This is a genomic window from Pandoraea cepalis (assembly GCF_902459625.1).
GTDB classification, from domain to species: Bacteria; Pseudomonadota; Gammaproteobacteria; order Burkholderiales; family Burkholderiaceae; genus Pandoraea; species Pandoraea cepalis.
The window spans coordinates 665392-680001 of sequence record NZ_CABPRY010000003.1 but is presented as its reverse complement, the minus strand read 5'-3'; the positions used below and the strand labels follow the sequence as shown (position 1 = coordinate 680001).

Below are 14610 nucleotides of genomic sequence, written 5' to 3'. Positions count from 1 at the left end.
CGGCGTTTGACGATGTTCAACCCATTAGGTGACCGGGACGGCCGGCAGCCCGCAGGCGAACCGCAGGACGAGGGGCCGGGCGATGCCGACCTGATCGACGGGACGGTTGGCGGGCGTGTCGCGCCGGTGTGCGACGCGGCGCCCGCCGTGCTCGACCCGGACAGTCTCGCGCCAAGTGCGACCTTTGCCGTGCGGCGCTTCCGTCATGGGGCGTGGCAGTCGGCGAGCGACGAACTGGCCGAAGAAGTGCCTGTGGCGCTGGAGTTCAATGGCATCTCCCACGTGGTGATGCTCGCCACGCCTGCAGACGTCGAAGACTTTGCCTTGGGCTTCGCGTTGTCCGAGGGCATTCTGAACGACCGGCGCGAGTGCTACGGCATTGACGTGACGGCAACGACACAGGGCGTGACGGTGCATCTCGACGTCTCGTCGCGCGCGTTTGCCGGACTCAAGGAACGGCGCCGCAACCTCACGGGGCGTACTGGCTGCGGACTGTGCGGCACGGAAAGTCTCGATCAGGTGCTGCGGCCGTTGCCGGCCGCCGGTGCGCCGCTGCGTGTGTCGCACGCGGCGCTGGCCGCCGCGTATGCCGGGCTGGCGCGTCATCAGCCGTTGAACGGTGTGACGGGCGCCGTGCACGGCGCGGCCTGGTGCTCGCGGGAGGGCGAGATACTTTGCTTGCGCGAAGACGTCGGCCGGCACAACGCGCTCGATAAGCTGATCGGCGCACTCGCGCGCAGCGAACAGCCGTTCGATCGTGGCTTCGTGCTCATGACGAGTCGTGCGAGCGTCGAAATCGTGCAAAAGGCCGCGCAGGTCGGCATTCCGATGGTCGCGGCCGTTTCGGCGGCGACGGCCCTCGCGGTGCAAACGGCTGCGGCGGCGGGCGTCACGCTGGTCGGCTTCGTGCGCGGGGAGCAGTGCGTGATCTACACCGGCGGGGCGGCGCTCGACGCCAGCGCCTGACGCCAACCAACGAGCAGGAGCTTCCTGATGGACGGTAATAACCTCGTGCGCATGGCCAATCGCATCGCGGACTTCTTTGAATCGTTACCTGATCGCGACGAAGCGCTGGATGAAGTCGCCGCGCACCTGCACAAGTTCTGGGATCCACGCATGCGCGCCGAGATCCTCGCACTGGCCGACACGCCGGTTTCCGCCGAGATGCACGTGCTGGTGCGTGAAGCGCTCGTCCGCCATCGTGAGCGGCTGACGCCGGCTGGGTGAGGCCGGTTCCAGGCGAAGATACGTGGCTCGCAGTATAGTGGGGACTGCCGTCGCGCTTCGGCGCGGCTTTACCCGCGGAGGACTTGATGAGCGATACCCAGACGCGCAAGCCGGTCCAACAGAAGTCTGAGCCGGAGGACGTCGTGGAACGCGACCTCGACGAAGCCCTTGAGGAGACGTTTCCGGCAAGTGACCCCGTTTCCATCGAAATCGACAAGCCAAAACGTGCGCCCAAGTCGACATTGGGTGACTCGGCAGGTCCCGCGGGCGGGGCTGGCGGCCGAAAATAAATCTCGGCCCGGTGGTGGTTTGCCGCCCGGCCGGGGCGAATTCGTGGCAAAATTCCGCGCCTGACTCTCTCAGGCTGGGACTGTAGGAATTCAATGGCGGCAGGTACGGTAAAAAAAGTTCGACGCTACGCGCTGGAAACCATCGATGTGATGGGGCAGAGCGGACTGGGTGTCGTCGAGCGCCCCGACGGGCGTTTCGTCATGTATCCGGAGTATTGGACGCAGACGCAGGCGCTTAGCCAGAAGATGCGCACGTTGTACCGCCGAAATTGTCAGCTCGAGTACCAGTTGGCGAAGCTCACGCGCGAACTCGATCGACTTCGCACCGTAGTCGATACGCCGCGCCCCGCCGGAAATCCGCAAGCATCGCTGCCCGGCACCGACGTGCCGCAGCCTGAACTCGCCCTTGAGCGCAAGCCCGCCGCCGAACTACCGCCGCGACGACGCAAACGCGCCGCCTGAGTCCGCCGTCTCGGACAGCATGCCGAGCCAGCTCTCCCGATCGACTTCGTTAAGCCACCGAATTTCCCTCAACGTCCAGTTACTTGCCCGCTTCGCCGACCATCATGGCGCTTACCGCATCGCAACTCGAAACCTTCCATAACGACGGTTATCTGATTCTCCCGCGCTATGTGGCGCAGGCCGACTGCGAGGCGATGCTGGCCGACGCACGAGCGCAACTGGCGTCGGCCACGTTGCCGCTCGAGTTCGAAGCGGATGTGGGCTACGCGGGGGCACCGGTATCGCGTGACGCGCAGGGTGGTCAGACCGTTCGTCGTCTGCTCAAGGCCTACGATCGCGGCGATGCGCTGCGTCGCTGGGCAACGCGTCCGGATCTGGTCGAGTCGCTCGCGCAAATCTTCGGCGAGGATGTGGTGCTCACGTTGGCGCATCACAATTGCGTGATGACCAAACATCCCCATTTCGGCACGGCGACCGGTTGGCATCGCGATATCCGGTATTGGTCATTCCCGAAGAATTCGCTGATCTCCGTGTGGCTGGCGTTGGGGCCGGAGACGCGTGAGAACGGTGCGCTACGCTTCATCCCCGGGTCGCATCGCGAACAACTCCAGCCGCACCAGCTCGATTCGCTCGACTTCCTGCGTCCCGACGAGCCCGACAATCAGCCGCTCGTCGCACGTGGTCGGCAGGTGGCCCTGGCGCAGGGCGATGTCGTGTTGTTTCACAGCGGCCTGTTCCACGCGGCCGGACGCAACGAGGGCGATACCACGAAATTCTCCGTCGTGTTTGCGTATCGCGGCGAGAGTAATCCGCCAACGCCGGGCACACGCTCCGCGTCGGCTGGCGAAGTCGCACTGGGCCACTGACGTGTCTTGCGCCGGGAACGCCCGTTCTCCGGCGTCGCCAATCACTTTGGGCGCTTTCCTAATTCGGTCGGCACCTTTTCCCGCGTAGACTCTCCGGCCACCCTGATGGTGTTGTGCGCTGGCACTTCTGAGCCGCATCGTCCCGATGTCGATGCCGTGCCACGCCGGTAATCTGCCTGACGCCATTCCATACAAGTGTCGTGATGCGCTGCTGTCGACCCCGGTCGACGCGGCGTGCACGGCCGTTTCCGGAGAATACCCGTGTCCCATTTGCCTGATACGCCCGTAGCACCGCCCGTCGCCTCGGCGTGCGCGACCCCCGACGCGCTCGCCGTCGCCGGCCGCGCCACCTGGGGATCGCGGCTGGGCTTTATTCTCGCGGCGGCCGGTTCTGCCGTGGGACTTGGCGCGGTATGGAAATTCCCCTACGTGGTGGGCAAGCACGGCGGTGGCGCGTTCCTTGCGGTCTATCTGGGCTGCGTGCTGACGCTTGGTGTCGCGCTGCTGCTTGCCGAAATGGCGATCGGCCGGTTGACGGGCAAATCGATCACGACGGCGCTGCGTGAATTGGGCGGGCGCCGCTGGGCCTGGGTCGGACGCATTGCGACATTCAACGCGTTCGCGATTCTGTCGTTTTACGTCGTCGTGGGTGGCTGGACGGTGGCGTATCTCGTCCGGGCGATGACCGGCACGGTGCTGGCCAATGACACCGAGCGTCTGGTGGGCGAGTTCTCGGCGTTCATCGCGGATCCGGTCGCGTCGCTGACCAGCATGGGGGCCTTTCTTGGGTTGACAACCGTCATCGTTGCCGCGGGCGTGCAAAAGGGCATCGAACGGGCAGGCAAGTGGCTCATGCCCGCGTTGTTCCTGCTGATGCTGCTGGTCATTGCGCGCGCCCTCACCCTGCCGGGCGCGATGGCCGGTGTTGCCTGGTTCCTGACGCCGGACTTTTCAGTCATATCCGGTGCCACGCTGCTCGAAGCGCTGGGTTTGGCGTTCTTCTCGTTGTCGCTCGGCGCGGGCATGATCGTGGTCTACGGCTCCTATCTGCCCAAAGACGCACGCCTGGCCGGCTCGGCCGTTTGGGTGGCGACGCTTGCGACGCTGGCCTGCTGCCTCGCCGGGCTGATGATTCTGCCGGCGGTGTTCGCGTTCGGCGTGGCACCCAACGCTGGGCCTGGTCTGACCTTCATCACGATGCCCGCAATTTTCGCGCAGATGCCATTCGGCCATCTCGTGGCGATCGCATTCTTCCTGCTGCTCCTGTTTGCAGCGCTCACGTCCGCCGTTTCGCTGTTCGAGCCGGTCGTCGCATTTCTTATCGACGAATATCAATGGCGCCGTGGACCGGCCGTGACGGCGGTGCTGGTGGCCACGTTCGCCTTCGGTGCCCCCGCCGCGTTGTCGTTCGGTGTGTGGTCGGACATACGTGTTTTCGACCGTACGATTTTCGAGCTGATGGACTACGCGACTGTCAATCTGCTGATGCCCGCGGGCGGGCTGTGCGTGGCATGCTTCGTCGGCGTACGGATTTGGCCAACGGCGCGCACCGTACTCGATGGCACGCGAGCGCAATGGTTCGTGCCTGTTTGGCGAGCGCTATTGCTCGTGCTCACGCCGATTGCCATCTTTGGCGTGTGGTACCAGAGCCTCTGATACGCACGGCGGGCCGTCGCGCGCTTCCGCGACCTGGACAACCTACGCGATGCGCCGGCGAATCACGCAACCGGCGTTCGCATGGTCACCCATTCCTCGGCGGCGGTCGGATGTACCGCCAGCGTGCGGTCGAAGTCGGCCTTCGTGGCGCCCATTGTCAGGGCCACGCCGAGCAACTGCACCTGTTCGCCGGCGTGATCGCCTACCATGTGGGCGCCGACGATCTTGTCGGTGGCGCCGTCAACGAGCAGTTTCATCAGCACCCTTTCCTGACGGCCGGATAGCGTTGCCTTGAGGGGTCGGAACGACGCTTTGTACACCTGAAGCTGTGCATAATCGGCGCGCGCTTCGCTCTCGGTGAGACCCACCACACCGATTTCGGGCGTGCTGAACACTGCCGTCGGAATGCGCTTGTGATCGACGCGTGTCGTGCGTTCCCCGAACACCGTGTCGGCGAACGCCTGTCCTTCGCGAATCGCCATCGGCGTGAGGTTGACGCGGTCGGTGACGTCGCCCACGGCAAAGATCGACGGCACGTTGGTGCGCGAGAACTCATCGACGATCACCGCGCCCTTTTCATTGAGCGCCACACCGCTCGCGGCCAGGCCGAGACCTTGCGTGTAAGGCACGCGTCCGGCCGCGCTGAGCAGCACATTGGTGTCGTGCGTGCTGCCGTCGGACATCGTCACGCGCAATTGGCTCGGCGCTTTGTCGACGCGTGCCACCGTGCGCTCGAGCAGGATTTCGATACCGCGGTCGCGGTACGCGGCTTCGAGCGCGGTGCGAACGTCGTCGTCGAAGCCGCGCAGCAAATGCGGGCCGCGATGCACGAGTGTGACCTTCGAGCCGAGTCCGGCAAACACGCCCGCGAACTCCAGCGCGATGTAGCCGCCGCCGATGATCGTGATGCGCTCGGGCAGGGATTCAAGGTGGAACACTTCGTTCGACGAAATCGCATGTTCGCGGCCAATGAAGTGCGGCTGGTCCGCCGGTTTTCCCCCGGTGGCGATCAGGATGTGTCGCGCCGTGATGCGCTCGCCCGTGGCGGGCAGCACGACCGTGTGCGGACCTTCGACCACGGCCCGCGCCTCGACGAGTTCGGCGCCCGCACGTTCGAGGTTGGCTCGATAGATGCCTTCGAGCCGCGCGATTTCGCTGTCCTTGCGGGCAATGAGCGTTTTCCAGTCGAACGTGGGGGAGGGTACTTGCCAGCCGAAACCAGCGGCATCTTCGAACTCATCGGCGAAACGGCTCGCATAGACGAGCAACTTCTTCGGCACACAACCGCGAATGACGCAGGTGCCGCCGACGCGAAACTCCTCCGCGACTTTCACACGGGCGCCGTATTGCGCCGCGACGCGTGCTGCGCGCACGCCGCCCGAACCGGCACCGATCACGAAAAGATCCACATCGAACTGGGACATTGCTGACTCCTGTTGGTCGTGCCGCGCGTCGAACCGTGGCAGCGCAAGTGCGCGCAGTGTGTCGACGACCTCGGCTTCTGGCGATGAGCGATTGTGCCAGAGACCGGCTCGGGACGTCGGCGGGCCACCACGATTTCAGAGCCATCCGAGGCCCGAGTCGGCGATTGCCGCATCGCCGGCGCCGATCGCACGCGGACGTGTCACGCGTAGCCATTCGATGTTTCTGAAATGAAACAATTCGTGGGTATCGCCGCGGCAACGCGCATGTCACGGAAATGGAAGTGTCCAAGAATCAATGGGTTGTGGCTCGTGGTCCGAAAGTTGCTGTGAATCGCTCGGGACAGGCGGGATTGACCGCAGACAGAAGACGATGTGGACGAGGATGTCATGATGAAGTCGCGCTTTCGCCTCATGGGCGCCATGCTAGCGCTGGCGTGGCTGTGTTGCTTCTGGATACCGGCATCGGCACATGCCGCGAATCCGTCGGGCACCCTGCGACATGCGGGGGCATCGACAAGCAAGAAGACCACGGCCGCACACACCCGGCATGGCGTCCGGCTGTCGCGGGCCGCACGCATGAAGCGTGCGGCCCGAGCGCCCGAATTCGCACCGCCGGGCGCCCCGCCGCCGGCACTCGTCGGTGTCGCGCCGGCCCCGTGGCACGATGTGTTCACGGATGCAGGCGTCTGGGCGTCGGATCCGATTGTCGTGAGCGGCGGCACACTAGGCGGGATGCTGGGGAATGCCGGGGTGACGCGATCCGACGACGGCATGGTCACCGGACCTCACGCCGGGCTGACGGGCCTGTATCAAACCGTCTGGCATCGTGCGCTGTCCAATCCTGCATCGAGTACACAACTCTTCGCCGGCGCACCTGAATACTTCGGCCTGCATTTCTAACCCCATCGGGTGCGTGTGCCCCATCTGCCCCATCGCGGCCGACCGGCCGCGTCGCGGGTCACCCATACATACCCGGTGCGATGCGGGCAATGCGCATGCCGCATTCCCCGCTGAGTTGATCGGTATCCGATGCATTGTGCGCGCCGGGTCGCGCGTCGCACGCTGCGCATTGCACCCGCGCCGGCCCCGCACCCCCAGCCTTTCGGGCACATTGGCGCGCCTTGCGCTCGAGCTTGCCTCGCCAAGCGCAATGCGGTTAGCATGAATCCGCAGCTAACGTGTGGCATTCCCTCCGCACATGCCGATGGCGGGCATGCCATTCCGTCCCCCAGTCCCCTTATGAGCCCACCTGATGTGTCTGTACAACGTCATCCCCAGAGGAAAGCGATACCCATGCGTGGCGACCGATATCTTGGCGCGACGCGCACGCAACGCAACGTGAAAAGCGAATCGATTTAGGCGATGTCCGCGGCATCGCAGGGAGAAGTGAAAGGCATGGCATTACTCAAGGTCGACGTGGTGAGCACCGAGCGGGCGATATTTTCGGGCGAGGCCCGCTTCGTCGCGGTGCCCGGCACAGCGGGCGAATTGGGCGTGCTCCCCGGGCACACGCCGCTGCTCACGGGCGTGCGTCCCGGCACGGTGAGGATCGAGGCGAGTGACGGCACCGATACGTTTCTTTACATTGCGGGCGGCTTCGTCGAGATTCAGCCGAATCGGGTGACGATTCTGGCCGACACCGCGATCCGCGCCGAGAGTCTCGATGAAGCCCGCGCCGAGCGCGCGCGCGAGGAGGCCAAGGCGGTGCTCGAAACCCATGCGAGCAATATCGATTACGCCAAGGCGCAAGCGGAGCTGACGGAAGCCGTAGCGCAATTGCAGGCCATCCGGCGCATTCGCAAGCAAAAGGGGGCTCGCTGAGCCAGTGACAAGGCGCATCGGCGCCAACGCCAACGCCAGCAAGACGGGCAGTCCTCACGGGCTGCCCGTTTTTTTTCGCCCCGCGCTCCTGAGGTGCAACCCCCTGAGGTAAACCCCGAAGCGATTCGACTTGCGCCATCTTTTTTAAATAACTATATTTCTCTCAGATAACAGTTATTGCACTGAGATAACTGTTTAGTGAGAAATGCGTTCGTCGCATGATCGTCATCTCAATGCCCGCGTGATGCCACGCGTGGCGTGCCCTTGGAGTTCAAATGAGCGAGACAGCAAAGCAATCGGAGCAGGAAGTTCTTTTCACGCAGGTCGGCCGTGTCGCGGTGATCACGTTGAACCGCCCGCAGGCGCTCAACGCCTGGACCATCGCCATGCGCGAACTGATCATCGATGCGCTCGAGCGGTTCAATGCCGACGACAGCGTGGCCGCCGTAATCATGACCGGGGCGGGGCGCGCCTTCTCCGCGGGGCAGGATCTGGCCGAGGCAAAGCATTTCGACGGTGACACCGCCATCGAATGGATCAAGGGCTGGGAGCACTATTACGACGTGATTCGCAGCCTGAAGAAACCGCTTGTCATGGCGCTGAACGGTACGGCAGCGGGTTCGGCCTTCCAGGTGTCGCTGCTTGGCGACATTCGCGTCGGCCATCCAGGCGTGCGCATGGGGCAGCCGGAGATCAACGCCGGGATCGCCAGCACGACCGGCCCGTGGATCATGAATCACATGCTCGGCCTGTCGCGCACCATCGAACTCACGCTCACCGGCCGTCTGATGGAAGCTGACGAGTGCCACCGCCTCGGCTTGATTCATCACCTTGTACCGGAGGAGAAGGTGTTCGAGAAGGCCCTGGAGATCGCCTCCGAGCTGGCCGAAAAGCCGCCGGTGGCCATGCGCCTGGACAAGCAGCGCTTTCGCGAGATGACCGAAGGGACGTTCCAGGACGCCATCGCCGCCGGTATGCGCATTCAACGTGAGTCGTATGAATCGGGCGAGCCGGCACGCATGATGGCGGCGTTCTTTGCCAAGCGCGCGGCCAAGGCCGAGACAGCGAAGGCCTGAGCGCTTCCGTCCACTGTTCAATCACGTCGCGCCGCTCGGCATTGTGCTCAGCATTGCCGGGCGGCAACCATGACAGGGCATGCGCACCGCGTCTGTCCACACGTTAGCGGAGTTTCTAATGTCACATTCGCACGACCCGCAAAACCCGTCCCGTCGCCGCCTGCTGCAGATGGCCGGCACCGCCGCGCTGGCAGGCGCTTTGCCGTTGGCCGCATCGCGCACGGCGTATGCCCAGGCACGCCAACTGATCGTCTCCGATCCGGGCGGCCCGTACACGACGGCGTACCGCCGCGCGTTCTACGATCCGTTCGAGAAAGCCACTGGCATCAAGGTGGTGAGCGTGGCGCGCGATTCGCAGCCGGTGGCGCAGTTCGCCGCGATGGTGCAGACGAAGAACTTCGTGTGGGATGTGACGACGCTCACGCTCTCAGCCGACATTCCGTATCTGGAGTCGAAGGGCTTTCTCGAGCCCATCGGCATGAAGGTCGCCGACTTCCCCGGCATCATGCCCGAGGCGGTGACGCCCGACTGGCTGGGGGTCGACGTGTATTCGACCGTACTGGCCTACCGCACCGACAAATTCCCGAAAGACGCGCCGCAGACGTGGGCGGACTTCTGGGACGTGAAGCGCTTTCCGGGACGCCGCTCGCTGCGCCGCAGCCCGCTCGACACGCTCGAGCAGGCGCTCATGGCCGACGGCGTGTCGATCGACAAGCTCTACCCGCTCGATCTCGACCGCGCCTTCAAGTCGCTCGACAAGATCAAGCCGCACATCGATCTTTGGTGGACGTCCGGCGCGCAGGCCATGCAAGCGATCCAGAACGGCGACGTCGACATGATGTCGACGTGGAACGGTCGCGCGCAGGCCGCCATCGACAACAAGGCGCCGGTGAAGATTGTCTGGAACCAGGGACTGTATTCCATTGAAGGGTGGGGCATTCCGAAGGGTACGCCACGTGCCGAGTTTGCACGGCAGTTCGTTCGGTTCTGCGGCGACCCGGCACGCCAGGCGTTGATTACCCAGGACCTTGCGTACGGTCCGACGAACCTTAAGGCGTTCGATGCGATCCCGAAGGATCGCGCCCCGTTGATGCCCACGGCCCCGGCCAATTTGAAGGGCATGCGTTTGCCAAGCCCGCAGTGGTGGGCCGAGAACCGCACGAAGGCCACCGAGCGTTTCAACGCATGGCTGTTGTCGTAAGCCGTCAGGTACCGCGAAGCAGGAAGAGACGACTATGAGTACCAAACTGGAAACCATCGGTCTTGCCAAGACATATCGCGAGACCCCCGCGCTCCTGCCGACCGACCTGCGGGTCGCGGCGGGAGAATTTCTGACCTTGCTCGGGCCGTCCGGCTCGGGCAAGACCACGCTGTTGCAGATGATTTCGGGGCTGGTCGAGCCGAGCGCCGGGCAACTGCTCATCGACGGGCGCGACGCCACCCACGAAGCCCCCGGCAAGCGCGGCATCGGGATGGTGTTCCAGAGCTACGCGCTCTTTCCGCACATGACGGTCTGGGACAACGTGGCGTACGGCTTGCGCATGCGCAAGCTGCCGCGCGCCGAATTGGCGCCGGCCGTCGACGCCGCGCTCGCGATGGTCAAGATGCAAGCGTTCGCGCAGCGACTGCCGTCGGAGTTGTCGGGTGGGCAGCAGCAGCGCATTGCGCTTGCCCGTTGCTTCGCGTTCCGTCCCTCGATCATCTTGCTCGACGAACCGCTCGGCGCGCTCGACAAGAAATTGCGTGAGCACATGCAACTGGAAATCCGGCGTCTGCACCAGGAGTTGGGCGCGACGTTCATCTACGTCACGCACGATCAGGATGAGGCGCTCACGCTGTCCGACCGTATTTGCCTGATGAATCAGGCGCGCATCGAGCAGATCGGTACGCCGACACAGTTGTACGACCGCCCGGCAACGCGCTTCGCGGCGGATTTCCTCGGCCATTCCAATTTGCTCGACGGCGTGGTCGAGCGCATGGACGATGGCCGTGTTGCGCTACGTGTGGGCGAGCGTTGGGTACCGATCGGCCCGAGTCCCGACTTGCCCGCGGCGGGAGAGGCCAGTCTGCTGGTGCGTCCGGAGGCCGCGCGTCTGACGTCGCCCGAAGAGGGGGCGCTCGCCGGCACGATTCGCCAGGTCGTTTTCGTGGGCTCGGATACGCGCGCCATTGTCTCGCTGGGGCAGGGGAACGATGGGGCGCAAGGGGCCGACTTCACCGTGCGCTGCCCGCGCGACCTGACGCCGCGTGTCGGTGAGCACGTCGGTCTGGCGTGGGATCACGGCCGTGCGACGCTGCTCACGCGCTGAGCACATTTCGTCAACGCCCTCGTCATCCGCTTCAGGAGTTTTTGTCATGTGGCTTGTTCAACGCCTACCTCAGGCGGGGCCTCGTATTGCCTGGCCGCGACAGGTGGCCCGGTGGTTGCCGGCCTTGCCCGCGTTGCTGTTCCTCGTGGTGTTCTTCATCGTGCCGGTCGTCGAGATTCTGCAGGGCGGCCTCTACGATGCCGACGGTGTGCTGTCCGTCGCCCAGTTTGCCCGCATGACGCACTCGGCCGTGTACATCAAAGTGCTGGCTTCGACGTTCTGGATTGCGTTTCTTACCGCCGGGCTTTCGGTCCTGCTCGGTTATCCGGTGGCGTATCTGCTCGCGCGGCTGTCGGCACGCTCGCGTGAGCGCTGGCTGCTGTGGATCGTACTGCCGTTCTGGACCAGTTATCTCGTCAAGACGTATGCGTGGATGTTGCTGCTCTCGAAGACCGGTCTGCTCACGGTCGTGGCCACGCATCTCGGGCTGATCGATAGCGCGGGCACGCTTGCGCCGTCGCTCACCGGTGTGCTGATTGGCATGGTGCACGCGATGCTGCCCCTCGCCGTCATGACGATGTTGCCGATCATGCGCGGCATCAACATGCAACTGGTGCAAGCGGCGCAAACGCTCGGGGCCGACCGCGCGACGGGCTTCTTCACCGTTTTCCTGCCGCTGTCCGGGGCGGGCGCGGCGGCGGCCGGGTTGCTGGTCTTCATCACGAGCCTGGGCTTTTTCATCGTGCCCGCACTGCTCGGCTCACCGCGTGAATCGATGGTGGCGCAGCTCGTCATCTCGTCGGTACTCGATCTGTTCGACCTGCGCTTTGCCGGCGCGCTCTCGAGCGTGCTGTTGCTGTGCTCGATTGTCGTGTTCTTCGTCTACGACCGCGTCGTAGGGCTGTCGTCGCTCGCCGGCGAAGCGCCGGAACGCCGAGCGGGGACCGGTGGGCGCATGTTGCCCATGCTCATCGCCATTGGGCGGCTCGCGGGCAAGGTGTCGCTCTCGGGCGGACGTCCGCGGGCGGGGGGCGGCTTCGGTCTCAAGGCGTACACGGGGGCGGTCGTGTTTGCCCTGGTGTTGCCGATTGCGTTCGTGGTGCCGCTGGCGTTTACCAAGCAGTCGTTCGTGGCGTTTCCCCCGCAACTCTTCACAGTGAAATGGTTTGTGGCGTTCATCGAGTCGAGCGTGTGGCAGGCGGCGTTGCTGCGCTCGCTCGGCGTGGGCTTCGCCACGGCGACGCTCGCCCTCATCCTCGGTTTCGGCGCCAGCCTGGCGCTCGTGCGGCTGCCCTCGCGGTGGCGCAAGCCGCTGTTCGCCATGTTCATCGCGCCGTTGATCGTGCCGCGCATCGTGGTCGCCGTCGGCTTGCTGTATTTGTTTGCGCGCTGGGGGCTCGCAGGCACCAATGCCGGTCTCGTCATCGGCCACACGGTGCTTGCGATTCCCTATGTCGTGGTCACGCTTTCGGCGAGCTTCAAGCGCTTCGACTGGCGGCTCGACGATGCCGCCAAGATGCTCGGTGCATCGGCCTTTACCCGGGTGCGCACCGTGCTGCTGCCGTTGCTCGCGGCGAGCCTGGGGTCGGCATTCCTGTTTGCCTTCATCGTGTCGTTCGACGACCTGACCATCGCCATCTTCGTGTCCGGCGGCATCAACACCACGCTACCCAAGCAGATGTGGGACGACATCCAGTTGGCCGTCACGCCGACGCTGGCTGCCGTGGCGACCTCGCTGGTGTTTCTGATGGTGTTCATCGTCTGGCTGTCGTCGATCTTTAAACGCAAGCGCTATTGATATCTGCGGAACTCCGTATGTCTATGTCCAACGTTGCCCGAGTCGCGCCGGTGAATGCGCAGACGCTTTCTTCCGTGCATCCTTATACGAAGTACTTTCCCCAGCGGGCCGAGGGCGACCGGCTCGATGTCGTACCGCTGCTCTTGGCCGGGCTCCACGGCACGTCGGCCAAGCCGGTCGTCGTGTTCGAGGGTGAAGCCATCGACCGGGCCCAGATGGCCGCGCGCGTGGGTGCCATGCAGGGCTGGCTTGCCGCGCAAGGCCTCGTGCCGGGCGACCGCGTGGCAGTGATGCTGGGCAACAGTGCGGCGCAGGTGGCGTTGATCTACGCGCTCATGCTTTCCGGTCTGGTGTGGGTGCCCGTCAACACGCGCCTGAAGGGCGACGGTATCGAATACCTGCTCGGCCACGCCAAGCCGACGCTGCTCATTGCCGAACCGGCCTTCGCCGACGTGCTCGACGCCGGTGCCACCCTCGCGGCACAGCAGCCGGGGCACCACGGGACGCGCGTCGTGCGTCACTGGCTCGCGGACGTCATGACCCAGGCCGCCGCGTACATGGGTAGCGCGCCGGCGGCGGCGGAGCTCACGCCCGCGTCGGTGCTGTGCATCATCTACACGTCGGGCACCACCGGCGCGCCCAAGGGGGTGCTGTTCACGCACCGCATGATGCGCGTCGCCAGTGAGGCGGCGCTGCGCGTGGCCGACGCACACGACGGCGACCGGCTGTTTCTGTGGGAGCCGCTGTGCCATATCGGCGGTGCCCAGATGCTGCTGCTGCCCTTTCTCGCCGATGTCGAGATGCACGTGGTGGAGCGATTCTCGGCCAGCCGCTTCTGGCAGCAATGCACCGCTGCGCAGGCCACGCATCTGCACTATCTCGGCGGCATCCTCGACATCCTCATGCAACTGCCGCGCGAGGCCCAGCCGGCGCAGAACTCGTTGCGCGTGGCGTGGGGCGCGGGCGTGTCGGCGAGCACCTGGCAAGCCACACGAGAGCGGCTGCAATGCGAGTTGCGCGAATGCTACGGGATGACGGAGTGTTCAAGCTTCGCCACCCTCAACGACGCGGATGTGCCGGGTGCCATCGGTCACGCCCTGCCGTGGCTGACGCTGGCGTTGCTCGACGACGCGGGACAGCCCGTGCCCGACGGCGAACCCGGTGAGATCGTGCTGTCGAGCGACGTGGAAGGCGTCTTCCTGCCGGGCTATCTCGACAATCCGGAAGCCACGTCGAAGGCGTTGCGCGACGGCAAGCTTTTCACGGGCGACAGTGCGCGACGTGGCCCCGACGGCAGCCTGGTCTTCATCGGCCGGCGCACGGACAGCATGCGGGTGCGCGGCGAGAACGTGTCGGCCTGGGAAATCGAGCGTGTGTTTGCGCGACATCCGGCGGTGGTGGCCTGTGCCGCCATCGGCGTGGCGAGCGACATCGGAGAGCAGGATGTGATGCTTTACGTCCAGTTCCGCGACGGCCAGGCACTCGACTGGACGGTACTCGCGCAATGGGCCGCCGACAAACTCGCCAGCTACCAGCGGCCGCGTTACTATCGCGCCACCGAAGGTTTCGAAACGACGCCTTCGGAGCGCATTCGTAAGCATCTTCTCTCGCGCGATACCTCGCAGGCGTGGGAGGTGACGGTGGCAACGTAACCCGTGAGGGCAGGGCGGTCGTCACCTGC

The 14610-nt window shown here is 64.9% G+C and carries 14 protein-coding genes; 13 read left to right on the top strand and 1 reads right to left on the bottom strand.

Features of this window, described 5'->3' with window-relative positions:
- The first annotated feature begins 6 nt into the window (after positions 1 to 6).
- From fdhD to PCE31107_RS10980, 6 genes are all read left to right on the top strand, one after another.
- Positions 7 to 966 carry a formate dehydrogenase accessory sulfurtransferase FdhD gene (gene fdhD / locus PCE31107_RS11005; RefSeq protein ID WP_150608377.1) on the top strand — a complete coding sequence of 320 codons (960 nt, stop codon included), beginning with the start codon at positions 7 to 9 and terminating at the stop codon, positions 964 to 966.
- 27 nt (positions 967 to 993) lie between these two features.
- Positions 994 to 1227 carry a formate dehydrogenase subunit delta gene (locus tag PCE31107_RS11000; protein ID WP_017234317.1) on the top strand — a complete coding sequence of 78 codons (234 nt, stop codon included), beginning with the start codon at positions 994 to 996 and terminating at the stop codon, positions 1225 to 1227.
- An 86-nt stretch (positions 1228 to 1313) separates the two neighbouring features.
- Positions 1314 to 1517, top strand: coding sequence for a hypothetical protein (locus tag PCE31107_RS10995; protein ID WP_150608375.1), 204 nt, complete (start codon positions 1314 to 1316; stop codon positions 1515 to 1517).
- 93 nt (positions 1518 to 1610) lie between these two features.
- On the top strand, positions 1611 to 1979 hold the full coding sequence (locus PCE31107_RS10990; protein ID WP_130025866.1) for a hypothetical protein: 369 nt from the start codon (positions 1611 to 1613) through the stop codon (positions 1977 to 1979).
- Between the two features lie 104 nt (positions 1980 to 2083).
- Positions 2084 to 2845: a phytanoyl-CoA dioxygenase family protein gene (locus PCE31107_RS10985; RefSeq protein WP_150608373.1), complete on the top strand. Its 762-nt coding sequence runs from the start codon at positions 2084 to 2086 to the stop codon at positions 2843 to 2845.
- A gap of 261 nt (positions 2846 to 3106) precedes the next feature.
- Positions 3107 to 4501 (top strand): sodium-dependent transporter, encoded by a 1395-nt coding sequence (locus PCE31107_RS10980; protein ID WP_246181792.1) that lies wholly within the window; start codon positions 3107 to 3109, stop codon positions 4499 to 4501.
- A 62-nt stretch (positions 4502 to 4563) separates the two neighbouring features.
- Here PCE31107_RS10980 and gor read toward each other — a convergent pair whose 3' ends face one another.
- On the bottom strand, positions 4564 to 5925 hold the full coding sequence (gor, locus tag PCE31107_RS10975; protein WP_130025868.1) for a glutathione-disulfide reductase: 1362 nt from the start codon (positions 5923 to 5925) through the stop codon (positions 4564 to 4566).
- A 387-nt stretch (positions 5926 to 6312) separates the two neighbouring features.
- Between gor and PCE31107_RS10970 the strand changes: the two genes are divergently transcribed.
- From PCE31107_RS10970 to PCE31107_RS10940, 7 genes are all read left to right on the top strand, one after another.
- Positions 6313 to 6825 (top strand): hypothetical protein, encoded by a 513-nt coding sequence (locus PCE31107_RS10970; RefSeq protein WP_150608371.1) that lies wholly within the window; start codon positions 6313 to 6315, stop codon positions 6823 to 6825.
- A gap of 495 nt (positions 6826 to 7320) precedes the next feature.
- The gene (locus PCE31107_RS10965; protein WP_130025870.1) at positions 7321 to 7746 is read left to right on the top strand and encodes a F0F1 ATP synthase subunit epsilon; all 426 of its coding nucleotides are present in this window, start codon (positions 7321 to 7323) and stop codon (positions 7744 to 7746) included.
- Positions 7747 to 8021: 275 nt separating this feature from the next.
- Positions 8022 to 8822: an enoyl-CoA hydratase/isomerase family protein gene (locus tag PCE31107_RS10960; protein ID WP_130025871.1), complete on the top strand. Its 801-nt coding sequence runs from the start codon at positions 8022 to 8024 to the stop codon at positions 8820 to 8822.
- Between the two features lie 118 nt (positions 8823 to 8940).
- Positions 8941 to 10023 carry an ABC transporter substrate-binding protein gene (locus tag PCE31107_RS10955; RefSeq protein ID WP_017234326.1) on the top strand — a complete coding sequence of 361 codons (1083 nt, stop codon included), beginning with the start codon at positions 8941 to 8943 and terminating at the stop codon, positions 10021 to 10023.
- Positions 10024 to 10057: 34 nt separating this feature from the next.
- The gene (locus PCE31107_RS10950; RefSeq protein ID WP_150608369.1) at positions 10058 to 11131 is read left to right on the top strand and encodes an ABC transporter ATP-binding protein; all 1074 of its coding nucleotides are present in this window, start codon (positions 10058 to 10060) and stop codon (positions 11129 to 11131) included.
- A 46-nt stretch (positions 11132 to 11177) separates the two neighbouring features.
- On the top strand, positions 11178 to 12929 hold the full coding sequence (locus PCE31107_RS10945; RefSeq protein WP_150563864.1) for an ABC transporter permease subunit: 1752 nt from the start codon (positions 11178 to 11180) through the stop codon (positions 12927 to 12929).
- A 17-nt stretch (positions 12930 to 12946) separates the two neighbouring features.
- Positions 12947 to 14581 (top strand): AMP-binding protein, encoded by a 1635-nt coding sequence (locus PCE31107_RS10940; protein WP_150608367.1) that lies wholly within the window; start codon positions 12947 to 12949, stop codon positions 14579 to 14581.
- Positions 14582 to 14610 lie beyond the last annotated feature (29 nt).

Bases quoted from the DNA above. Each gene is read 5' to 3' on its own strand.
- PCE31107_RS11000 (WP_017234317.1), top strand. From the start codon at position 994: ATGGACGGTAATAACCTCGTGCGCATGGCCAATCGCATCGCGGACTTC.
- PCE31107_RS10995 (WP_150608375.1), top strand. From the start codon at position 1,314: ATGAGCGATACCCAGACGCGCAAGCCGGTCCAACAGAAGTCTGAGCCG.
- PCE31107_RS10990 (WP_130025866.1), top strand. From the start codon at position 1,611: ATGGCGGCAGGTACGGTAAAAAAAGTTCGACGCTACGCGCTGGAAACC.
- PCE31107_RS10985 (WP_150608373.1), top strand. From the start codon at position 2,084: ATGGCGCTTACCGCATCGCAACTCGAAACCTTCCATAACGACGGTTAT.
- gor (WP_130025868.1), bottom strand. From the start codon at position 5,925: ATGTCCCAGTTCGATGTGGATCTTTTCGTGATCGGTGCCGGTTCGGGC.
- PCE31107_RS10970 (WP_150608371.1), top strand. From the start codon at position 6,313: ATGATGAAGTCGCGCTTTCGCCTCATGGGCGCCATGCTAGCGCTGGCG.
- PCE31107_RS10965 (WP_130025870.1), top strand. From the start codon at position 7,321: ATGGCATTACTCAAGGTCGACGTGGTGAGCACCGAGCGGGCGATATTT.
- PCE31107_RS10960 (WP_130025871.1), top strand. From the start codon at position 8,022: ATGAGCGAGACAGCAAAGCAATCGGAGCAGGAAGTTCTTTTCACGCAG.
- PCE31107_RS10955 (WP_017234326.1), top strand. From the start codon at position 8,941: ATGTCACATTCGCACGACCCGCAAAACCCGTCCCGTCGCCGCCTGCTG.
- PCE31107_RS10950 (WP_150608369.1), top strand. From the start codon at position 10,058: ATGAGTACCAAACTGGAAACCATCGGTCTTGCCAAGACATATCGCGAG.
- PCE31107_RS10945 (WP_150563864.1), top strand. From the start codon at position 11,178: ATGTGGCTTGTTCAACGCCTACCTCAGGCGGGGCCTCGTATTGCCTGG.
- PCE31107_RS10940 (WP_150608367.1), top strand. From the start codon at position 12,947: ATGTCTATGTCCAACGTTGCCCGAGTCGCGCCGGTGAATGCGCAGACG.